This window comes from Dactylosporangium siamense (assembly GCF_016862795.1).
GTDB lineage: Bacteria > Actinomycetota > Actinomycetes > Mycobacteriales > Micromonosporaceae > Dactylosporangium > Dactylosporangium siamense.
On sequence record NZ_BONQ01000084.1, the window covers coordinates 40,939 to 62,175 of the forward strand.

The 21,237-nt window shown below is 69.6% G+C and carries 18 protein-coding genes and 1 tRNA gene; 13 read left to right on the forward strand and 6 right to left on the reverse strand.

The window, feature by feature from the left end; all coding sequences use genetic code 11:
• Nucleotides 1-98: 98 nt before the first annotated feature.
• The 5 genes from Dsi01nite_RS28520 (at nucleotide 99) to Dsi01nite_RS28540 (ending at nucleotide 9,337) form a co-directional block, all read left to right on the forward strand.
• Nucleotides 99-1,781, forward strand: a complete 1,683-nt coding sequence (locus Dsi01nite_RS28520) for a chaplin family protein (RefSeq protein ID WP_203849367.1) — start codon at nucleotides 99-101, stop codon at nucleotides 1,779-1,781.
• Between the two features lie 164 nt (nucleotides 1,782-1,945).
• Nucleotides 1,946-3,448, forward strand: a complete 1,503-nt coding sequence (locus Dsi01nite_RS28525) for an acyl-CoA carboxylase subunit beta (RefSeq protein WP_203849368.1) — start codon at nucleotides 1,946-1,948, stop codon at nucleotides 3,446-3,448.
• 14 nt (nucleotides 3,449-3,462) lie between these two features.
• Nucleotides 3,463-4,620: an acyl-CoA dehydrogenase family protein gene (locus tag Dsi01nite_RS28530; protein ID WP_203849369.1), complete on the forward strand. Its 1,158-nt coding sequence runs from the start codon at nucleotides 3,463-3,465 to the stop codon at nucleotides 4,618-4,620.
• Between the two features lie 48 nt (nucleotides 4,621-4,668).
• Nucleotides 4,669-6,924: an MMPL family transporter gene (locus Dsi01nite_RS28535; protein ID WP_239136240.1), complete on the forward strand. Its 2,256-nt coding sequence runs from the start codon at nucleotides 4,669-4,671 to the stop codon at nucleotides 6,922-6,924.
• A 64-nt stretch (nucleotides 6,925-6,988) separates the two neighbouring features.
• Nucleotides 6,989-9,337, forward strand: coding sequence for an ATP-binding protein (locus Dsi01nite_RS28540; protein WP_203849370.1), 2,349 nt, complete (start codon nucleotides 6,989-6,991; stop codon nucleotides 9,335-9,337).
• 201 nt (nucleotides 9,338-9,538) lie between these two features.
• Here the strand turns inward: Dsi01nite_RS28540 and Dsi01nite_RS28545 are convergent, their stop codons facing one another.
• Nucleotides 9,539-10,027, reverse strand: a complete 489-nt coding sequence (locus Dsi01nite_RS28545) for a MarR family winged helix-turn-helix transcriptional regulator (protein ID WP_373318854.1) — start codon at nucleotides 10,025-10,027, stop codon at nucleotides 9,539-9,541.
• Nucleotides 10,028-10,123: 96 nt separating this feature from the next.
• On the opposite strand from Dsi01nite_RS28545, the gene Dsi01nite_RS28550 reads away from it, so the two are divergent.
• Together Dsi01nite_RS28550 and Dsi01nite_RS28555 are read left to right on the forward strand one after the other, a co-directional pair.
• A complete protein-coding gene (locus Dsi01nite_RS28550) occupies nucleotides 10,124-10,699 on the forward strand; it encodes a YceI family protein (RefSeq protein ID WP_203849371.1) in 576 nt (191 codons plus the stop codon).
• Nucleotides 10,700-10,921: 222 nt separating this feature from the next.
• Nucleotides 10,922-12,397, forward strand: coding sequence for a glutamate-cysteine ligase family protein (locus Dsi01nite_RS28555; RefSeq protein ID WP_203849372.1), 1,476 nt, complete (start codon nucleotides 10,922-10,924; stop codon nucleotides 12,395-12,397).
• Nucleotides 12,398-12,481: 84 nt separating this feature from the next.
• Here the strand turns inward: Dsi01nite_RS28555 and Dsi01nite_RS28560 are convergent, their stop codons facing one another.
• The gene (locus Dsi01nite_RS28560; protein WP_203849373.1) at nucleotides 12,482-13,984 is read right to left on the reverse strand and encodes a hypothetical protein; all 1,503 of its coding nucleotides are present in this window, start codon (nucleotides 13,982-13,984) and stop codon (nucleotides 12,482-12,484) included.
• Between the two features lie 151 nt (nucleotides 13,985-14,135).
• Here Dsi01nite_RS28560 and Dsi01nite_RS28565 point away from each other — a divergent pair, with 151 nt between their 5' ends.
• On the forward strand, nucleotides 14,136-14,972 hold the full coding sequence (locus Dsi01nite_RS28565; protein WP_203849374.1) for a PASTA domain-containing protein: 837 nt from the start codon (nucleotides 14,136-14,138) through the stop codon (nucleotides 14,970-14,972).
• Here Dsi01nite_RS28565 and Dsi01nite_RS28570 read toward each other — a convergent pair.
• On the reverse strand, nucleotides 14,969-15,226 hold the full coding sequence (locus Dsi01nite_RS28570; RefSeq protein WP_203849375.1) for a hypothetical protein: 258 nt from the start codon (nucleotides 15,224-15,226) through the stop codon (nucleotides 14,969-14,971). The genes Dsi01nite_RS28565 and Dsi01nite_RS28570 overlap by 4 nt on opposite strands.
• 397 nt (nucleotides 15,227-15,623) lie before the next feature.
• On the opposite strand from Dsi01nite_RS28570, the gene Dsi01nite_RS28575 reads away from it, so the two are divergent.
• The 5 genes from Dsi01nite_RS28575 (at nucleotide 15,624) to Dsi01nite_RS28595 (ending at nucleotide 18,814) form a co-directional block, all read left to right on the forward strand.
• Nucleotides 15,624-16,424 (forward strand): helix-turn-helix domain-containing protein, encoded by an 801-nt coding sequence (locus tag Dsi01nite_RS28575; RefSeq protein WP_373318855.1) that lies wholly within the window; start codon nucleotides 15,624-15,626, stop codon nucleotides 16,422-16,424.
• On the forward strand, nucleotides 16,424-16,651 hold the full coding sequence (locus tag Dsi01nite_RS28580; protein WP_203849377.1) for a DUF397 domain-containing protein: 228 nt from the start codon (nucleotides 16,424-16,426) through the stop codon (nucleotides 16,649-16,651). Before Dsi01nite_RS28575 ends, Dsi01nite_RS28580 begins: the two co-directional genes overlap by 1 nt.
• 151 nt (nucleotides 16,652-16,802) lie before the next feature.
• Nucleotides 16,803-17,270, forward strand: coding sequence for a hypothetical protein (locus Dsi01nite_RS28585; protein WP_203849378.1), 468 nt, complete (start codon nucleotides 16,803-16,805; stop codon nucleotides 17,268-17,270).
• A 155-nt stretch (nucleotides 17,271-17,425) separates the two neighbouring features.
• The gene (gene add, locus Dsi01nite_RS28590) at nucleotides 17,426-18,394 is read left to right on the forward strand and encodes an adenosine deaminase (RefSeq protein ID WP_203849379.1); all 969 of its coding nucleotides are present in this window, start codon (nucleotides 17,426-17,428) and stop codon (nucleotides 18,392-18,394) included.
• Between the two features lie 123 nt (nucleotides 18,395-18,517).
• On the forward strand, nucleotides 18,518-18,814 hold the full coding sequence (locus Dsi01nite_RS28595; protein WP_203849380.1) for a hypothetical protein: 297 nt from the start codon (nucleotides 18,518-18,520) through the stop codon (nucleotides 18,812-18,814).
• A 76-nt stretch (nucleotides 18,815-18,890) separates the two neighbouring features.
• Here Dsi01nite_RS28595 and Dsi01nite_RS28600 read toward each other — a convergent pair whose 3' ends face one another.
• The 3 genes from Dsi01nite_RS28600 to Dsi01nite_RS28610 all read right to left on the reverse strand — a co-directional run bounded on the left by Dsi01nite_RS28600 (nucleotide 18,891) and on the right by Dsi01nite_RS28610 (nucleotide 21,126).
• Nucleotides 18,891-19,718 (reverse strand): WecB/TagA/CpsF family glycosyltransferase, encoded by an 828-nt coding sequence (locus Dsi01nite_RS28600; RefSeq protein WP_373318856.1) that lies wholly within the window; start codon nucleotides 19,716-19,718, stop codon nucleotides 18,891-18,893.
• Nucleotides 19,700-20,773 (reverse strand): NAD-dependent epimerase/dehydratase family protein, encoded by a 1,074-nt coding sequence (locus Dsi01nite_RS28605; protein ID WP_203849381.1) that lies wholly within the window; start codon nucleotides 20,771-20,773, stop codon nucleotides 19,700-19,702. Before Dsi01nite_RS28605 ends, Dsi01nite_RS28600 begins: the two co-directional genes overlap by 19 nt.
• A 270-nt stretch (nucleotides 20,774-21,043) precedes the next feature.
• A tRNA-Leu gene (locus Dsi01nite_RS28610) sits at nucleotides 21,044-21,126 on the reverse strand.
• Between the last annotated feature and the right edge of the window lie 111 nt (nucleotides 21,127-21,237).

Here is a 21,237-nt window from a genome sequence, read left to right on the forward strand (position 1 = left end):
GTTCACGGCTCTGATCCGCGCCCATCAAAGCAGCACTTCAAAAGCAGCACTTCAGCAGCACTGAAGAGAAACACCTACCGAAGGGTCTCACTTTCACCATGAAGACGTGGGTTCGTAAGTCGCTCAACGTGGGCGTGCTTTCCGCGGGCTTCCTGCTCATCTCGGGCGGGGCCGCGCACGCCGACTGGACGACTGGCTACAACGCCGGCCTGCTCAACGGCAATCAGTTCGACACCACCCTCCAGCTGCCGGTCAACGTCTGTGGCAACTCGATCGCGGTGCTCGGCTTCGCCGACGCGTCCTGCGGTGGCGGCGCCGCGGCGATCGACACCGAGAGCGCGACGACCGAGGACTGGACCACCGGGTACAACGCCGGTGTCGCCAACGGCAACCAGTTCGACACCACCATCCAGGCCCCGATCAACGTCAGCGGCAACGCCGTCAGCGTCCTGGGCTTCTCGCAGGCGTCCAGCCAGGGCGGCGCGTACGCCGTCAAGGGCGGCATGGCGTCGGACAACGGCCGGGGCAACGGGCACGGCCACGGCCGCGGTCACGGGCACGGCGGCGGCGGCAACGGTGGCGGCAACGGCAACAACAACGGCGGCTACAACGCCAACAACAACGGTGGCTACGCCGCCGACGCTGACGCCGACGGCGACTACACCGAGAGCGCCGGCAACCGCACCGAGGACTGGACCTCGGGCTACAACGCGGGCCTGCTCAACGGCAACCAGTTCGACACCACGCTGCAGCTGCCGGTCAACCTGAGCGGCAACGCGATCAGCCTGTTCGGCTTCTCCAGCGCCCAGAGCGCCGGCGGTGCCTGGGCGGTCAAGGGTGAGAGCGCCTCCACCGAGAGCGCGAACACCACCGAGGACTGGACCACCGGCTACAACGCGGGCCTGCTCAACGGCAACCAGTTCGACACCACCATCCAGGCCCCGATCAACGTGTGCGGCAACGCGATCGCGGTGCTCGGCTTCTCCAGCGCCTCCTGCGGCGGCGGCGCGGTTGCCGTCGACGGCGACGGCTGGGGCGGCGGCAACGGCAACGGCGGCGGGCACGGCCACGGTCACCACGGCAACGGCGGCGGCAACGGCGACTGGGACGACGACTGGGACGACAACGGCAACGGCAACGGTGGCAACAACGGCGGCTACGGTGACGACGACGCCGACACCAACGGTGGCTACGGTGACGACAACGCCGACACCAACGGTGGCTACGGCAACAGCAACCACCACGCCAACCCGAGCGCGTACGGCAACGCCGCGGGCAACGCCAGCAACATGAGCTCGAACGGCGCCTCGGCGTCGCACGGCAAGGCCAAGCCCAAGGCCAAGAAGGTCGCCAGCGAGCACGGCCGCGGCAACGGCCACGGCACCGGCACCGCGAACGACGACGGCTACGGCGGCCAGAACAACGGCGGCTACGACAACGGCAACGCCGACGACAACGGTGACGACGACGGCTACGGCGGCAACGGCAACGGCGGGGGCAACGGCGGGGGCAACGGCCACCACGGCAACGGCCACCACGGCCACGGCAACGGCAACGGTCACAACAACGGCGGCTGGGGCAACGGCAACGGCGGCGGCGGCGCCACCGCGGTCAAGAACTCCTGCAGCGACTGGACCACGGGTTACAACGCGGGCCTGCTGAACGGCAACCAGTTCGACACCACGCTCCAGGTGCCGATCAACATCAGCGGCAACGCGATCAGCCTGTTCGGCTTCTCGCAGGCGTCCAGCCAGGGCGGCGCGGTCGCGTACTCCTGCTGACAGCGGTACCGGGGTCCCTCTGATCCGCAGGGGGACCCAGGGCCCACGCCGGGTACACACCGACCCGTGCCCGACGAGCCATTGGTACTTGACCTCCGCTTCGGCTAACCTGAACGATCGTTAGGCATAACGATCGTTCAGGTTGCTGACGCGGAGGTCGCGCCATGGTGGAGGGTCTTCGGAAGCGGGTCGAGGCCGGCGGTGCCGAGAAGTATCACGCGGCCAATGCCGCCCGCGGGAAGCTCTTCGCCCGCGAGCGGGTCGCGCTGCTCGTCGACGAGGGCACCTTCGTCGAGGACGGGATGTTCGCCAACGTCATGGCAGAAGGCCTCCCGGCTGACGGCGTCATCACCGGCACCGCGACGGTCGACGGCCGGCCCGTCTGCCTGATGGCCAACGACTCGACGGTCAAGGCCGGCTCCTGGGGAGCCCGCACCGTCGAGAAGATCATCCGGATCATCGAGAAGGCGTACGACACCGGCGTCCCCATGGTCTACCTGGTCGACTCGGCCGGCGCCCGGATCACCGACCAGGTCGACCTCTTCCCCGGCCGCCGCGGCGCCGGGCGCATCTTCCACACCCAGGTCCGCGCCAGCGGCAGCATCCCGCAGGCCTGCGCCCTGTTCGGCCCGTCCGCCGCCGGCGGCGCCTACATCCCCGCCTTCTGCGACGTCGTCGCGATGGTCGAGGGCAACGCCTCGATGTACCTCGGCTCGGACCGCATGGTCGAGATGGTCACCGGCGAGAAGACCACCCTCGAGGCCATGGGTGGCGCACGGGTCCACTGCGCGGAGTCCGGCGTCGGGCACTTCCTGTGCAAGACCGAGGCCGAGGCGATCGAGACGGTCCGGCGCTATCTGTCCTACCTGCCGTCCAACTGGACGCAGCCGGCCCCGGTCGCCGCCGCCGCGGACGCCACCGGCCTGCCGGAGATCCCCGCGAGCGAGCGCCAGGCCTTCGACATGCGCCGGTTCGCCAAAGGGCTGGTCGACGAGGGCTCGTTCTTCGAGATCCAGGCGCTGTGGGCGCGCGAGCTCACCACCGGCTTCGCCCGCATCGACGGCAAGCCCGTCGGTGTCGTGGCCAACAACTCGATGTTCAAGGGCGGGGTGCTCTTCGTGGACTCCGCCGACAAGGCGACCCGGTTCGTCCAGCTCTGCGACGCCTTCAACGTGCCGCTGCTCTTCCTCGCCGACGTGCCCGGCTTCATGGTCGGCTCAGCGGTGGAGAAGCAGGGCATCATCCGGCACGGCGCCAAGATGATCACCGCGATCTCCGAGGCGACCGTGCCCAAGATCTGCGTCGTGGTCCGCAAGGCCTACGGCGCCGGTCTCTATGCGATGGCGGGACCCGGCTTCGAACCCGACGCCACCATCGCGCTGCCCACCGCCAAGATCGCCGTCATGGGGGCGGAAGCCGCCGTCAACGCGGTCTACGCCAACAAGATCGCCGCCCTGCCCGACGACGAAACGCGTGCGGCGTTCGTCGCCGAGAAGCGCGCCGAATATGAGCGCGACATCGACATCATGCGCCTGGCCAGCGAGCTGGTCATCGACACGGTCGTCGAGCCGGGCGCGCTGCGCGACGAACTGGTCCGCCGCTTCGCCGCCGCCACCGGGAAGAACCGTCAATTCTCGCGCCGTCGCCACGGCGTGACGCCCGTCTGAGAGGCATACCTGCCATGGTCGACTTCACCCTCGGCGAGGATCTCGAGGCGCTGCGATCCAGCGTCCGGGAGTTCGCCAACGACGTCGTCGCGCCCGTCATCGGCGACTACTACGAGCGGCACGCGTTCCCCTACGACATCGTGCGCCAGATGGGCAAGATGGGCCTCTTCGGCCTGCCCTTCCCCGAGGAGCACGGCGGCATGGGCGGCGACTACTTCGCCCTCTGCGTCGCGCTGGAGGAACTGGCCCGGGTCGACTCCTCGGTCGCCGTCACCCTCGAGGCCGGCATCTCCCTCGGCGCCATGCCGATCTACCGCTTCGGCACCGACGAGCAGCGGGCCCAGTGGCTGCCGCGGCTCGTGTCCGGCGAGGCCCTGGCCTCGTTCGGGCTCACCGAGCCGGGCGCCGGCTCCGACGCGGGCGGCACCCAGACCCGCGCCGTGCTGGACGAGGCCACCGGCGAGTGGGTGATCAACGGTACGAAGGCGTTCATCACCAACTCCGGCACCGACATCACCGCGCTGGTCACCGTCACGGCGGTCACCGGCGTCAACCCGGACGGCTCCAAGGAGCTGTCCGCGATCATCGTGCCGAACGGCACCCCCGGGTTCACCGTCCAGCCGAGCTACTCCAAGGTCGGCTGGTGCGCCTCCGACACGCACGAGCTGAGCTTCGACGACGTGCGCGTGCCGGCCGCGAACCTGCTCGGCGAGCGTGGCCGCGGCTATGCGCAGTTCCTGCGGATCCTCGACGAGGGCCGGGTCGCGTTCGCGGCGCTCGGCGTCGGCCTCGCCCAGGGCTGCGTCGACGAGTCGGTCGCCTACGCCAAGCAGCGCCGCGCCTTCGGTAAGGCGATCGGGGAGTATCAGGCCATCCAGTTCAAGCTCGCCGACATGGAGGCCAGGGCGCACACCGCCCGGCTGGCCTACTACGACGCCGCGTCGCGCCTGGTCAACGGCCGCGACTTCAAGCGGCAGGCGGCCATCGCGAAACTGCAGGCGAGCGACGCGGCGGTGACCAACGCCCGGGAGGCGACCCAGGTGCACGGCGGCTACGGCTTCATGAACGAGACCCCGGTGGCCCGCATGTGGCGCGACGCGAAGATCCTCGAGATCGGCGAAGGCACCTCGGAGGTCCAGCGCATGATCATTTCTCGTTCACTGGGTCTGTAGCGACATGGGGGATGTTGCCCCGCTTCGCCATCGTGCTTGCATACTCCGATGTTCGCGAAACTGGGCACGTTCATGGACCGCCACCGCTGGCCCGTCATCGGGGTGTGGCTGGCAGTGACCGTGGCGGGTGCGGTTTTCGGTGGTGGGCTGTTCGACCGGCTCACCACCACGACCACCAACCGCGCCGACAGCGAGTCGGCGATCGCCCAGCAGCGCATCGACGAGCTCGCCCCCAAGGGCTCGTTGGTGATCGCCGTCATCGAGGGCAAGGACGTCTACGACCCCGGGCTCAACGCCAGCGTCACCAAGGCGAGCCAGGAGATCAAGGGCATGGCCGGGGTGGTCGAGGTCAACGACCTCTACAACGGCCCCGGCGGGCAGATCGGCGCCGACAACATGAGCTCGACGGTGCGCGTCGAGCTCGACCCGAAGCTGGGCGAGGACGCCCGCGAGCGGCTCGAGGACAAGGTCAAGGCGCGCCTGAAGCTGATCGAGGCGCCGAAGGTCACGGTCGGCGGCACGAAGATCGCCGAGCGGGCGTTCGGTGAGCAGTCGGTGCGTGACCTGGCGATCGGCGAGAGCATCGCCCTGGTTGCCCTGCTCGTGGTGCTGGTGCTGATCTTCGGCGGGGTGATCGCCGCCGGGTTGCCGCTGGCGGTCGCGCTCGTCGGCGTGGCCGGCTCGCTGCTGCTCCTGCTCGGCCTGAGCTTCGCGACGAAGGTGAGCGAGTACTCCCTCAACGTCGTGACCCTGCTCGGCATCGGCCTCGCCGTGGACTACTCCCTGCTCATCGTCGCCCGGTTCCGTGAGGAGCGGCTGCTGCGCGAGCCGACCGAGGCGCTGGTCGAGGCGGTCGCCCGGTCCGGCCGGGCGGTCGCGATCTCCGGCATCGCGGTCGCGGCGACCCTCGCGGGGCTGACCGTGTTCGCCGAGCCGCTGCTCGCGGCGGTCGCGCTCGGCGGCGCCGCCGTCGTCGTCCTGGCGACGGTTGCCGCGTTGACATTGGTACCGGCGCTGCTGTCGCTCGCGAAGGACCGGATCCCGGCCGCCGGCGCCGGGCGGTTCACCTTCAAGACGGACCTGCTGGCGAAGCTCGCCGCGAAGGCGCAGCAGTCGCCCGGTCCGGTCGCGCTCGGCGTGATCGTCGGCCTGCTGGTGCTGGCCGCACCGCTGCTCGGCGCGAACTTCGCCAACTCCGACGCGCGGGCGCTGCCGCACAGCAACGAGGCGCGGCAGGCCTACGACGCGCTGCAGGCGAAGTTCAACAACGATCACCCCGAGGACGTCGTGGTGCTGCTGCAGGCCGGCCCCGAACGCGCCGACGTCCGCATGTTCATGAACCAGATCAACAGCCAGCTCAACGCGCAGGTGTTCCGCCAGGAGGTGCGGCCCGACGTGCCGAAGGGCTGGACGGTCCTGGACCTGACCCCGAAGGGTGAGGTCGGCGGGCCGGAAGGCCTGGACCTGGTGCGCAAACTGCGGGCCATGTCGACGCCGTTCCCGAAGTGGGTCACGGGCTCGAGCGCTGAGGTCGTCGACTATCAGGAATCCCTCGCCCGGCGGCTGCCGATCGCGGCGCTCGTCGTCCTCATCGTGACCGTCGTGGTGCTCTTCATGCTCACCGGCTCCGTGGTCATCCCGCTCAAGGCCGTCCTGATGAACCTGCTGACCCTGATCGCCACCCTCGGCGTCCTGGTCGTGGTGTTCCAGTGGGGTTGGGGGCAGCTGCCGCTCTTCTTCGACTCCTGGGGTGGCATCGACCTGACCACGCCGGTGCTGCTGTTCGTGTTCATCTTCGGCCTGTCGATGGACTACGAGGTCTTCCTCCTGGCCCGGATCAAGGAGGAGTACGACCAGCGCCCCGACACCAACCGGGCGGTCCTGCGCGGCATCACCAAGTCCGGGCCGGTCGTGACCGCGGCGGCGATCTGCATCGTCATCGTGTTCCTCGGCTTCGCGGTCGGCGGGCTGGTCGCGGTGAAGGAGATCGGCGTCGGCATGACGGTCGCGGTGATCATCGACGTGACGGTGGTCCGGGGGCTGCTGCTGCCGGCCTTGATGACGATGCTCGACAGCTGGAACTGGTGGGCGCCCGGGTTGCTCAGGTCGCTGCGCGTGGCTCCGGCCGTCGCGGCGCCGCAGCGGAAGAAGGCCGCGGTGCCCAAGCAGCCCGTCAAGGCACCCGCGGCCGTGGGCCCGGCCCCGGACGAACGGACCGTCGAGGTGCCCGCGTCCAGCCTTGCCGGGAAGTCGCCCGCCGACGCGCCGCCGGCGCCGTCCGACCCGCCGTCAGGTAACGCATAGATAACCGTCGTAGTTCCGACGCCCGCCTTCTTCGCAACGACTCCGATTAGTACTGTTCCTCAACATGTCTCCAGTTGCGGATCATGATCCGCGGGGCGCCGGGGCAGGGTTCGCCGCCGCGTTGCGGGCCCGCCGCCTGGCCCGGGGACTGACACAGGACGAGCTGGCCGCCCGGGCCGGCCTGGGCGTGCGCACCCTGCGCGAGCTGGAGCGCGGCCGGGTCGCCCGGCCGCAGCGGGGGACCCTCACCCTGCTCGCCGACGCGCTGGACCTCGTCGGCATGGACCGGGAGGACTTCCTCGCCGGGACCGTCACCTCCGCCCCGACGACCCTCCCGCTGCCCACCGTCCCGACGCTGATCGGCCGCGACGCCGACATCGCCGAACTGCTCGACCTGCTGGAGCGCGCCGACCTGGTCGTGCTCGTGGGCCTGGCCGGCGTCGGCAAGACCGGCCTCGCCCACGCCGTCGCGCACGCGGTCACGGGGACGGCGGTCTCGGTGACCGTCACCGACGTGTCGCAGCCCAACGACGTGTTCGCCGCGGTCGCGGCCGTCTTCGGGGTCGCCCGCGCCGAGGAGCTGGTCGACCGCCCGGCGCTGCTCGTCCTCGACGGGATCGACCGCTCGCACCGCAGCGCGGTCAAGGCGATCGCGTGGCTGCGCGCCAGGGTGCCCGCGGTGAAGATCCTCGCGACCAGCCGCCGCCCGCTCGCCGGCGTGGTGCCCGGCGCCGTCGACTGGCGGGTCGAGCCGCTGGACCTGCCGCACGCGCCGAGCCCGCCGAGTGAGGCGCGCCGCGCCCCGGCCGTAGCCCTGTTCCTCGACCGGCTCCGGCAGGTCCGCCGCGAGCCGGTGCCGGACGCGGAGATCGCCTCCGTCGCCGAGTTGGTCCGGCGGCTCGACGGCCTGCCGCTCGCGATCGAGCTCGCCGCCGCCCGGGGCCGCGTCCTGGAGCTGCCCGAGCTGTTGTCCCGGTACGGCAACCGGGTGCTCGACCTCGCCGCCACCGATGCGGACGGTCAACGGCTGCGCGACGCGGTCGCGGCCAGCTACCACCTGCTGGACGAGCCGGGGCAGACCGCCCTGCGCTCCCTCGCGATGTTCCGCGCCCGCTGGTCGCTCGAACTGGCGGAGTCGCTGCTCGGGTACAACGCCGAGGCGGTGCTCGACCGGCTCGTGGGGCTCGGCCTGGTCAGCGTCCGGGGCCCGGGCGACCTGCGGTTCCGCCTCCTCGACGTGGTCCGCGACTTCGCCACCGAACGCTGCGTCGAGCGGGGTGAGCTGCGCGGCGTCCGTCTCCGGCACGCCGAGGTCATCACCAGGCTGGCGGTCCGGCTCGCGGCGGACCTCACCGGTTCGGCCAGCGCGGCCGCCGTGTCCCGGCTCGACTACCTCAACAGCGACATCCGGGCGGCCCTGCGCTACGCCTCCGTCCGCGAACCGGTGATGGCGCTGCGCCTCGCCGGAGCGATCCCGCGGTGGTGCCGGCTGCGTGGCCGTGACGTCGAGGCGCACAAGCTGCTCCGGCGGCTGCTCGACGATCCTCGCACCAGCGGCTGCGACGTGTTGGTCCGGGCGAACGCCCAGGTCGCCGCCGGGATGCTGGCGATGGCGCACGGGCGTGGCGTGGCCGAGCTCTGGCCGACCGAGGCGGCGCTCGAGGTGCTCGTCGCCCGCGGCGACACGGTCGGGGAGCTGGCCGCCCGCGCGGTGCTCACCGGGGTCTGGCAGGCGGTCGGCGGCGCCGAGGAGTCGCGCCGGCACGGTGAGGCCACGCTCGGTCTGGCGATCCGTACCGGACGGGTCCGCGAGATCGCGGTCTCGCAGAACAACCTGGCGTGGCACGACATCCGCGCCGGCGATCTGGCCACGGCGGCACGCCGGCTGGTCGCCGCCGGTCGCCGCGCGCTCGAGGCCGGTGACGCCCGCATCCAGGCGTTGGCGCAGGCGAATCTGGCCGAGGTCGCCCGGCTGGACCGGCGCTTCGACGAGGCGGTCGACCTGGCCCGCCGGGCCGCCACCGCGTCCGCGGAGGTCGGGGACCCGACGCACCGCGTCCGTGCGCTCGGCACCCTGGGCCAGGCACTCGCCGAGTCGGGCCGGCTCCCGGAGGCGGCCGACGTCCTGGTCGAGCTGGCGGAGCTGCCCGGCAGCGCCGGCATGTCGGCGATGATCGGCGGCTACCTCGCGCTCGCCCGCGACGACCGTCCGGCGGCGGCGACCGCGTTCGAGGCGGCGGCCAACCTGCTCGCCGGTCGCGATGACATCCGGGACGTCCTGGAGGCGCTCACCGGGCTGGCCGCCAGTGCCGAGCCGGCCGATCGCGAGCGGGTGCTGGGCGAGCTGGACGGCATCTGTGCCCGGGGTGGGCTGGCGCTCCTACCGCGCGAGCGCGACCTGCTCGGGATTTAGGGCACGGACGAAGACCCCCCGGGCGCGTGTTGCCTTCCCACCTGCTTCGTCCGTGCCGGTCCCCGTAGTGGTGCCTCCCCGGGGCGGACAGTAACGAAGCCGTTCGTCCGGAATGCGGCTTTACCAGCTATTCACCGTGAAGAACCGGCAGAAGCTGCCGGTGATTCTGCCGGTCGCGTTCCAGGATTTTCATGGTTCGCGTCAGGCGGCCGCGGCGGTCGTCGCGGCGCCGGAGGTCGCGCCGGGGCGCACCGCGTCGCGGACCGTGCGGAGGCTGCACAGCAGGGCCTCGAGGGCCTCGGGAGACAACCGGCCGGTGAACCACTCCTCGATGAGGGCGAGGTGATCCGGAAGGACCTCATGCATCTTGGCCACGCCGGCGGCCGTCACCACGGTGAACGAACCGCGCCGGTCCGTCGGGCAGGCCCGGCGGGTCGCCAGGCCGTCGCGCTCGAGGCGGTCCACGACCCGGGTCACGCCGCTGGTCGACAGCCCGGTCTGTGCGGCGAGGTCGGTCATCCGCAGCTCGCCGCCGGGCGAGCGGGACAGCCTGACCAGCACCTCGAAGTCGACGTTGCCGAGGCCGTGCTCGGCCAACTGGACGTTGAGACGCGCGGTCACACCGGTGAAGGCCTCGACGAACAGGCCCATGGCGGTGATTCGCGGATCTTCCAGCATCTCGTCGGTCACAGTGGCAGTCTAACAGAAGAGCTTGACAAACGAGAGTCTGCTGAGCGTATATTTGCTCCAGCAAACATCTTCAACACCGCTCATCTGGAGGGCATCATGACCGCAGCGGTCAACACCCGCGAGTTCAACGGCGTCACCATCCCCACGCCGGGCAAGTTTGACCTCGACCCGGCCCACACGCGCGTCAGCTTCGTGGCCAAGCACCTCATGGTGAGCAAGGTGCGCGGGGGCTTCACCAAGGCCAGCGGCAACATCGTCATCGCCGAGGACCCGCTGCAGTCGCACGTCGAGGTCGACATCGACGCCGCCAGCATCGACACCGGCGTGGTCGACCGTGACGGTCACCTGAAGAGCCCCGACTTCCTGCACGTGGAGCAGTGGCCGTCGCTGACCTTCAAGAGCACCCGCGTGGTCGGCTTCTCCGGTGGCGAGTTCAAGCTCGTCGGCGACCTGACGATCCGCGACGTCACCCGCGAGGTCGAGCTCGATGTCGAGTTCGAGGGTCACGCGAAGAGCCCGTGGGGCCAGGAGGTCATCGGGTTCAGCGCGACCACCGAGATCGACCGCGAGGAATTCGGCATCACCTGGAACCAGGCGCTCGAGACCGGCGGCGTCCTGGTCGGCAAGAAGATCAAGATTGAGATCGGTGCCGAGGGTGTGCGCCAGGGCTGAGTCGGCCCAGGCCGGCGGCGCCAACTGTAAGACCTGCGGTGGGGCCGATTATGGCTTATGCCGGAGTTTGACCATCGTGCAGAGGGTGGGCGAAATCTCCCACCCTCCGCAAGGTTTCGATCACCCTAGGCTGAGGTTGCGCCCGTTTTGTCCCTAGCGGTACACCCCGCCCACTCTTAACGTGGAGGGTCCACGGGGTCGGCCGGGGATTTGGGGAACGCAATGGGGCAAGACGTCATTCGGGGGGCATTCTCGCGTGAGGACCGTGCCCGATATCGGTATAAAGTCCGCCGATGTCTTGATGTCTTCGCGCTGATGCTCAACGACTTCCGGTTCGATTCGGACCGGCCGATGACGGGGCTCGAGATCGAGCTCAACCTCATCGATCCCGACGCCCAGCCGGCCATGCGCAACGCCGAGGTGCTCGCCGACCTGGCGGACCCGTCGTTCCAGACCGAGCTCGGCCAGTTCAACCTCGAGATCAACGTCGCGCCGCGGGTCATCGAGGGCGACGGCCTCGACGTCTACGAGCGGGAGGTCCTCGCCAGCCTCGTCCACGCCGACGAGCGCGCCCGCAAGTCCGACGCCCAGCTGGTGCTCATCGGGATACTGCCCACGCTGCGCCAGGAGCACACGGTGCTGGCGAACCTGTCCAACAACCCGCGCTACCAGTTGCTCAACGAGCAGATCATCAACGCGCGGGGTGAGGACATCGCCCTGGACATCCGCGGCCAGGAGCGGCTGGAGGCGGAGTCCGACTCGATCGCCGCCGAGTCCGCGTGCACCAGCGTCCAGTTCCACCTGCAGGTCGCGCCCGAAGACTTCGCGATGCACTGGAACGCGTCCCAGGCGATCGCCGGCGTCCAGGTCGCGGTCGGTGCGAACTCGCCGTACCTGTTCGGCAAGCGGCTCTGGGCGGAGACCCGCATCGCCCTGTTCGAGCAGGCCACCGACACCCGGCCGGAGGAGCTCAAGGCGCAGGGCGTCCGGCCGCGGGTGTGGTTCGGCGAGCGCTGGATCACCTCGATCTTCGACCTGTTCGAGGAGAACGTCCGCTACTTCCCGCCGTTGCTGCCCATCACCGACGACGAGGATCCCGTCGCGGTCCTGGAGGCCGGCGGCGTTCCGCACCTCGGCGAGCTGCGGCTGCACAACGGCACGATCTACCGGTGGAACCGCCCGGTCTACGACATCATGAACGGCCGGCCGCACCTGCGCGTCGAGAACCGGGTCCTGCCCGCCGGCCCGACCGTCGTCGACCAGGTCGCCAACGCCGCGTTCTACTTCGGCCTGGTCGGCGAGCTGGTGCAGCAGGATCGCCCGATCTGGACCCAGATGACCTTCTCCGCGGCGGAGGAGAACTTCCACACCGCCGCCCGCGAGGGACTCGACGCGCAACTGTGGTGGCCCGACCGCGGCGAGGTGCAAGTTGCAGATCTGGTGCTGGACGAGCTGCTGCCGCTGGCATCCGCCGGCCTGGACCGCTTCGGTGTGCACCCCGGCACCCGCGACCGGCTGTTAGGCGTGATCGAGGGACGCTGCCGGACCGGCCGCAACGGGGCGGCCTGGCAGACCGAGACGGTCAACGACCTGCAGTCCAGGCATCACCTCGACCGTCGCTCGGCGCTGCGGGAGATGCTGCAGCGCTACAGCGTCGGGCTGCACGCCAACGAACCCGTCCATACCTGGCCGATCTAGCGCCGATCTGGGCGCCGAATCGGTTCAGCACTTCCCGGCGGCCGTCTTCCGCGGCAGCGGGCAGTACCGGGTGGGGCCGGGTGGCTACTCGCCGGACCGACCGCGACCGCGACCACGGCCGCGGCCCGGAGCGGGCTTGGGCTCGGTCGGGGCGCCCGTCCCGGTGTCCGACGGCCAGAGCGGCTCGACCGAGCCACGCGCCGCGGCCGGCTTCGCGGGCTCGGGGTCGTCGTCGGTCACGGTGTCCTCGGCGTACGCCCGGTTCGCGGACTCCGACGTGTACGTGCGGCCGGACGACTCGGTGCCGCCATAGGCGCGGGCCGGTGCGTACGCGTCGGATTCCAGGTCCTTGGCCGAGTCCAGGTCGGCGCTCTTCGTGCTGACGTTCGCCTTCGCGGCGGTGACGCTTGCCTTGCCGGCCGGCGCCGCGGTCTTGCTCGTGCTCTTGCTCGTGGTCGCGGCCTTGTTGCCGGTGGCGGCCGGGGACTTGCTGCCCGCGCCGATCGTGACCGGCTCGGCGGAGCGGTCCGGTGCGGCGGCCCACGGGTCGTCGCCGTCCGGCTGCTCGCCCGTCTCGGTGCGGCGGCGGGCCTCGGCGGCGTCCGCGTCGGCGAGCGCCTGGGTCCAGTCGGCGATGTCGGAGGCGGCCCGCGCATCCCGGTCCGCGGCGGCGGCCTTGCGGTCCGCCCGGGCCTGCGCGCGGGAGCCGCGCGGGCCGATCGCCGACACGATGACCGAGCCGGCCAGGCCGGCGAGCACCGCATACGGGGCGATGACGAACGCGGACAGCTGCTGGTTCTGCTCGCCGACGGCGGGCGCGGCGAGGAAGTAGGCGAGGGCGACGAGCAGCGGGCCGGCCGCGCCGGAGACCGCCACGCCGACCCGGTTGTCGCCGCGCCGGCTGGCGGGCCAGGCCGCGAGCGCGCCGATGACCAGTGCGATGGCGAGCATGAGCAGCGCCCCGGGCAGGTTGACCATGCCCCGGATCCAGGTCGCGTCGGTGAACTGCCAGGTGCCGAGCTGGGCGGCGGTGGCGAGGTTGCCGTCGGCGCGGACCACGTCGATGACCGCGACGACGGCGAGGATCCACAGCCACGCGGAGGAGGCGATGACGTTGGCGGCGATCGCCCGGGCCGCGAGGGCACCGACCGCGATCAGCAGCCCGACGATGATGCCGGCGATGGCATAGCCGCCGGCGGTGAAGTAGGGCGCGACGTTGTCGGGCCGGGGCGTGCGGGACGGCACGGCGACCAGCGGCACGATGATCAGGGCGCCGACCGCGGCGGACAACGCGATCACGATCCGCCAGGCGGCGGTCAGGGCGTGCTCCGCCGGGGTCGAGGCATCACCCAGGACCGGGGTGTCGGCCGGGCTGAGCCGGTCGGCGCACAGTGCGCCGATGACCGTCGAGGACGCCGCGAGCCACGCCACCCAGGCGAGGCTGCTGACCCAGACGGTCGCGCTGTTACCGGTCGGCTGCCAGGAGATGATCCCCAGGCCGTAGCCGAGACCGAGCTGCGCGGCACCCGCGCCCGCCGCGACACCGATCGCGGTGAATATTGAGGTTGCCCAGCTTCTTGCGGCCATGCCGCGCAGCGTACGCCCAGCAGTCCAGCCGGGCGAGTCGATGTCAGAGGAACGTCAGGCGGTGCCGCCGGCGGTCGCGGAGGGTGGACCTGAGGTGGGCAACCTGTGCACAAGCACGCGACATGTCGGACAAGGTGGTGAACTGGGAACCATGCCTGACGAGCCGGACGCCACCGCCCCGTTCGATCGACCGGGGCCCTCGGGAGAAGACCCGGACGCGACCAGGATCGGCCCGTCGGAGCCGGTCGACCCCTGGGCGAAGGACCCGGACGCGACCGGGACCGGGCCGTCGAACGCCGACCCGGACGCGACCAGGATCGGCGGCGGCACCTCGCCGCTTCGCCCGGACGACAGCGGTGCGACCAGGATCGGCGGCCCTCTCGGCCACGACGAGCCGCCCCGGTGGACGGCGCGCGCCAATGTCCCCCAACCGGGTGACCCTTCGCTGCGCCAGCCGACCCCGGAGGAATGGGTCGAGGAGGACCCGTATCAGGGCCGGTCCTGGTTCACCCCGGTGATCGTCGGCGTCGTCGCACTGGTTCTGGTCGGCGCGTTGAGCGTCGGGCTGTACCTCATCTATCAGGCGACCGCAGACGGCGACAACGCGCCGCCGAACCAGCTGCCGACCGCGGGCGGCAACACCAGCGCCGTCGTGCCGTCGCCGACGCCTACCCCGCCGCCGACGAGCGCGGCACCCTCGTCGGCGGCCCCGTCCGAGACGACGGCCGCACCGCCGACCGCCGTGGCGATCCCGCCGCTGCGTGGCAACACCCTCGCCCAGGCGACGGTCAAGCTGCAGCAGCTGGGCCTCGAGGTGAAGGTCGTCCGCCGGGCCGACGGCTCCGTGGAGCCCGGCGAGGTCCTGGAGTCGGACCCGGGCCCGGGTGAGATGGTCGCGACCGGCGAGACCGTCACGCTCTACGTGGCGACCGCCCCGACAGCCGCGCCGTCCAAGAGTTCGGTGTCCCCCTCCGCGAAGTCGACCTAGGCGGAGACCGGCACGCGGCTGGCCACCCGTTGCACGGCCTTGACGAATCCGGGCTGCAATCCCTGGAGCTGGACGAAGATCGACCGGCGCTCGATCGCATCGCCCGCGGCGTTGAGCTGGTATCCGTCCAGCCACGCCCATCCGTCATAGGTCTGCCAGTCGTGCACCCGGATCACCCGGAACAGCATCGGCTGCACGAACTGCACGCTAGCGGCCTTGGTCACGCGCAGCACGTCACCGGTCTTCGGTAACACAGTTGGGACTCCCGTCATCCGTCGGCATGGAGAAGGCCGGTTACGAGCTTGCCGTAACCGCCGATCGGCTCGATCGTTTGTCGCTGCGTCCGCGGTGGTGACCAGGTCGTCTCGATGGCTCGAAGATGAACGGACCGTGACCGCCGCCACACCCACAGATTGCCCGAGGACAGTGATCAATGCAACTTGCAGGGCGAAAATTCCATCCCACGCATGAGTGAACCGCTCCCAGGTGGCGGAGACTCCAGACGATGGCGAAAATGTCGTGCCGGAGCCGGGTTGCGCAGCTTCATGAGGTTGCGCTGATCTATACGTATCCGATTTACGTGGCTCGGCGGAGGTGCGACGCGTGGCAAGTCGACGAGGCAGCCCGACGCTTCGACGGAGACAGCTCGGTATGGAATTGCGACGCCTCCGCGAGGCGGCGCACGTCACCATTGATCATGTCGCCGAGCGGTTGGAGTGCTCCGGATCCAAGATCTCGCGGATCGAAACGGGACAGACCGGCGTCACTCCGCGGGACGTCCGGGACATGCTGGACATCTACAGCGTCGAGCCGGAATACGCCGACCAGCTGTTGAAGATCGCCAGGGAGGCGCGCCAGAAGGGTTGGTGGCAGCTCTACGGTGACGTGCTCACCGGCGCCTACGTCGGCCTCGAAGCGGCCGCTGATCACATCCGCTCCTATGAGGCACTCGTCGTGCCGGGTCTGCTCCAGACCGAGGAGTACGCACAGGCCATGATCCATGCGGCCCGCCCGGACATCAGCGTCACCGAGGTGGAGAAACGCGTGCGTGTCCGTATAGGCCGCCAGTCGTTGGTCACTCAGGATGACCCGATTGATCTCTGGGTGGTGCTGGACGAGGCTGTGCTGCGCCGCCCGGTCGGTGGAAGAGCGGTCATGCGCCGCCAGCTCGAGCATCTGAGCCTGGCGGCCGGGTGGCCGAATGTGACCCTTCAGGTCCTGCCCTTCTCCGCCGGTGCGCATGCCGGGATGGACGGGACATTCACGATGTTGCTGTACGACGAGTCCGCCGGGCAAAACTTCGTGTTCGCCTCGAACGCGGCTGGCGGTCTCTTTCTCGAGAAGGACGACGAGCTTCAGCGCTACGGATTCATCTTTGACTACTTGCGCGCCAACGCACTCCGTCCGGACGAGTCAGTGTCAATGATCGTGAAGCTGACAAAGGAGCTGTAGTGGAAATCGAAGCCAAGGGCTTCAGCGTGAATCTCGAGGGTGCCGCTTGGCGCAAGAGCACCCGCAGCGGTCCGTACTCGGACAACTGCGTCGAGGTCGCGTTCGTCGGCGGGGCTGTGGCGCTCCGTGACTCGAAGGACAAGGCCGGGGCCGTTCTGCTGTTCACTCCGGAGGAGTGGCTGGCCTTCGTCGGTGGGACCAAGGACGGGGAATTCGATCTCGCGTAAGTGAAACGCCAGGTCTTGAAATCGACCGGCCCGGCCCGCGACGGTGGCACCGCCGTTGCGGACCGGGCCGGTCATCGTTGTATTCGATGAGCGCTCAGGCACTTTCCACTGGAGACCCGAACACACCCGAGTCAGATAAGGCTTGTATCCGATGAACAATGGCCCCGACAACTTCGGCAACGGATCGTCGAAGACCGACGACCGTTTCTCCGGGCAGCTCGGAAGCTACCGCCCGGGCGGGCGCCGGGACGTCATCGGCGACGGGCCGATCGACGACCTGTCGCCGCGCAACGGCTCGCCGCTGGACCGTGCGTCGCTGCCGCTGGACAACTCACCGATCGCCGCGTCGTTGACGCCGCCGAAGCTGCCCGAGTCCTCGCTGGTGGCGGACCTCGGCCCGCTGACCGAGCCGATGTTCGGCCGCACGGGCGTGCTGCAGGACTCCTGGCTGGACGGCCCCGCTGTCTCGATGGCCGACCATCCGCTGCTGCGGGGTCTGCTGCTGGAACTGCCGCCCAAGGGCACGATGCCGCAGCAGGAATGGCTGGACCGGTGGTTCGAGGCGGCCCGCTCGATCCTGGAGCTCATCTACTCCCAGGAGGCGCGTGGGCTGAAATAGCGCCCACCAGTGCATGCCGGCGCACACCAGCGCACCAGCTCGCCTGTCGACAGGTCGAATCCCATGCCGTAGAAACGCAGGGAGACTCGACCTGGGGAGGTCGGATGGGCTCCGGTGCGCGCGTGCGTGCCGGGGCCCGTCGCTATTTTGAACGGATGAGCTTCCCCAAGATCGAGCTGCACGTGCACCTCGAGGGGGCGATCCCGCCCGCGACGCTGCTGGAGATCGCCCGCCGCAACGACCTGCCGCTGCCGGTCGACACCGTCGAAGGCATCCGGGAGCTCTACGAGTTCACCGACTTCAAGAAGTTCGTGGAGGTCTGGATCCTCACGACGAACTGCCTGCGCACCGCGGCCGACTTCCGGCAGATCGTGGTCGACTACGCCGGCGTGGCGGCGTCGCACGGCGCGGTGTACCTGGAAGCCATCTTCTCTCCCGGCGAGCGGGCGCAACGCGGTGTCGCCTGGGAGGACCTGTACGAGGGCTACACCGACGGCATCGTCGAGGCGCAGGAGCGGTACGGGGTGATCGTCCGGTTGACCCCGGACCTCTACCGCGGCATGCCGGCGGACCTGGCCGAGGACGTCGCGCGGTGGAGCGTGCGCTACGCCGACCGGGGCATCGTCGGTCTCGGTCTGGGCGGCAACGAGCAGGCCGGCCCCGCGGTGACCTACGCGAAGGCGTTCGAGCTGGCCCGTGACGGCGGACTGGCCATCGTGCCGCACGCCGGGGAGTCGGCCGGCGCCGAGTCGATCCGCGAGATCCTGACCTTCGCACCCGACCGATTGCGTCATGGCATCCGGGCCGTCGAGGATGCCGGTGTACTGGCGGAGATCGTCGATCGTGGCCTGGTCCTTGACGTGTGCCCGACCTCGAACGTCCGGACCCGTTCGGTGCCGTCGCTGGCCGAACACCCGCTTCCCGCGCTGCTGGCGGCCGGTGTGCCCTGCACGGTCAACACCGACGACCCGGCGATGTTCAACACGGATCTGGCTCAAGAGCACCGGGTCGCTGCCGATCTCGGTCTTGGTGCGAGGGAGGCCTACCTGGCCGGCGTCGCTGGCGCGGCCTGCGACGACGCCACCCGGACACTGCTGACAAGCAAGATCAGTGATATCGGCTGAATGTCCGATTGGCTAGCTACGTTCGGCTTAGGCCGGTGTCGCAAAGTTGATGGTCGATCTTGAAATGTCCGCTTAGCTTTGGGCAGGTTCGCTGGTGGTAACGGGGAGGCAAGGGTGAGTGACGTGTCTGATCTGATGTTCGCATTGATGAGTGGCGGCGGCCTCCTGGCCCTCAGCATCGGCGCGTTCGGCGTCCTTGACGCCTACCACAAGCGGGGAATCGGCGAGAAGCGTGTCGATTGGCTGATCGCGCTCTACGCGGCCGGTGTCGTCATGAACATCGTCGCGTACGTGATGCTCGACCGCTGGTACATCGCGGCGCCGCTGGCGCTCATGTTGGTGCCGGCCGAGCGCGCGCTGGAGAAGCGCGGCACCTTCAAGCGCCGGGCCGTCAAGGTCGACGCGATCACCGGTCGCTGAACCCGAATGATTGAAGCCGGCTCCCCGAACGGGGGCCGGCTTCAGACCGCGCTCAGACCGCGAACGTGACTTGTGCTCAGACCGCGAACGTGTTGAGCGGCTCGGTTGCCGGCGCCGGCGGCGTCGCCCGCCACAGGTGCGCCTTCTGCGCGCCGAGCCGGGCCAGATACGCCGGGTTGAGCAGCACGTAGCGGCGCCAGAGCCGCTTGGGCTCCAGTCCGAGCCGCCAGAGCCACTCCAACGCGTACTTCTGCATCCACGCGGGCGGGTTCTTCAACCCGCCGGCGTGATAGTCGAACGCCGCGCCCACGGCCAGCATCGGCGCGTCCACCAGGTGACGCATGCCGTAGACGAAGATCTCCTGGCGGGGGCAGCCGAGGCCGACCATGACCACGCGGGCCCCGGACTCCTTGATCCGAGCGGCGATCTCCTCGGGCTCGCCCGGCTGCGCCGGACGGAACTTCGAGGCCTCCATGCCGGCGATCTTCAGCGCCGGGAACCGCTCGTGCAGCTTGCGCACCAACTGCTCGAGCGTCTGCTCGGTCGAGCCGTACAGATACACCGGCACGCCCTGCTCGGCGCTGGCCCGCAGGACCCGCAGCGTGAGCTCCGGCCCGTAGACGCGGTCGGCGAGCCTGGCCCGGTGCAGCAGGTTGAGCGCCCAGCGCACCGGCTGCCCGTCGGGCGTGACCAGGTCGAACGCGTTGAGTCGCGCGCCGTGCGCCTTGTCCTGCACGCCGGTCATCACGCCGTGCACGGCCAGCGCGGTCACCGCGAGCGGCCGCCCGTCCCGCGCGGCGCTCATGACCTTGTCGACGGCGCTGTCGTAGTCGACGGCGCTGACCTGGACGCCGAGGACGTTCTGCTTACCCTGGTCGATCACGGTCAGGCTTCCGGGGTCCACTTGTCGACGTTGGCCTCGTAGATCTCCTGGCAGATCATCGGCACGTCGTAGACCTGCTTCCAGTCCGGGTAGTCCAGCTGGAAACGCTCGTTGGACCCGATCCACCACTGGTGGTCGCCGACCCGGTTGGCCTCGTGATACTCGGTCACCATCTCGTTGCCGGTGATCCGCTGGGCGAGCGAGAACACCTCCAGGTGCGAGGTGTTGGAATGCCGCCCGCCGCCGAGGTTGTAGACGGCGGCGCTGCGCGGCGCGCGGAAGAAGGCCTCGAACGCGGCGACCACATCGTGCGAGTGGATCGCGTCACGCACCATCTTGCCCTTGTACCCGAAGATCTTGTACGTGCGCCGCTCCATCGCGCAGCGCATGACATACCCAAGGAAGCCGTGCAGCTCGGTGGCCGAGTGCGCCGGCCCGGTCAGCGTCCCGCCCCGGAAGCACGCGGTCTTCATGTCGAAATAGCGACCGTACTCCTGCACCATCACGTCAGCGGCGACCTTCGACGCCCCGAAGACGGAGTGCAGACACGCGTCGATCGACATGTCCTCCTTGATGCCGTTCTCATATGGGTGACCGGTCTCGATCTCCCACCTGGTCTCCTGCTCGACCAGCGGCAGGCTGTTGGGCCGATCGCCGTAGACCTTGTTGGTCGAGCAGTGGATGAACGGCGCCTCGATGCAGTGCTCCCGCACGTTCTGCAGCATGTTGAGCGTGCCACCCGCGTTCACGTCGAAATCCGTGAACGGGTCCCGCACCGCCCAGTCATGGCTCGGCTGCGCCGCCGTGTGCACCACCAGCGCCACGTCGTCGGCGTAGCGCTTGAAGATGGCCGCGAGCGCGTCCCGGTCCCGGATGTCCACGTCATGGTGCTTGTACGAGTCCCCCAGATCACTGGTCAACCGCACAACGTTCCACGCGGTCGAGGCCTCAGCCCCGAAGAACTGCTTCCGCATGTCGTTGTCGATCCCAACGACATCCAGCCCCAGCGAGGCGAAGTGCCGAACAGCCTCGGACCCAATCAACCCGGCAGACCCGGTGACGATGACGACGCTCACGACACGCTCTCCTCGCGGCTCCAGCAGGACCGGCCGAGCATACCCCGCGGCCAAGAGTCACCTTTTTGACGCACAACCCAGCCAGCACACCCCGTACCAACGCCAAGAGGAAGAACACAGGGGCGGGACGAAGAGCCCAGCCACCGAGGTCTTGAGGGGGTGTGGGTGGAGCGCAGCTCCCCCACTGGGGAGCGAAGGCGCAGCCGAGCGCGAGGAATGACGGAACGAAAAGTGAGCGCACTCCGCGAACAGAGTGCGCTCATCGTTCTGTGGGGAAGGGGGGAGTTGAACCCCCACGCCCTTTCGGGCACACGGACCTGAACCGTGCGCGTCTGCCATTCCGCCACTTCCCCTGGCAGTGCTCAGAGTAGCGTGTCTCAACTCGGCGATTTCACCGGGTTAGTACTACGCTGCCCTGGGCGCCACGGAAGAGTAGCACGGGCTAGCCGGTGAGGTTGCGACCG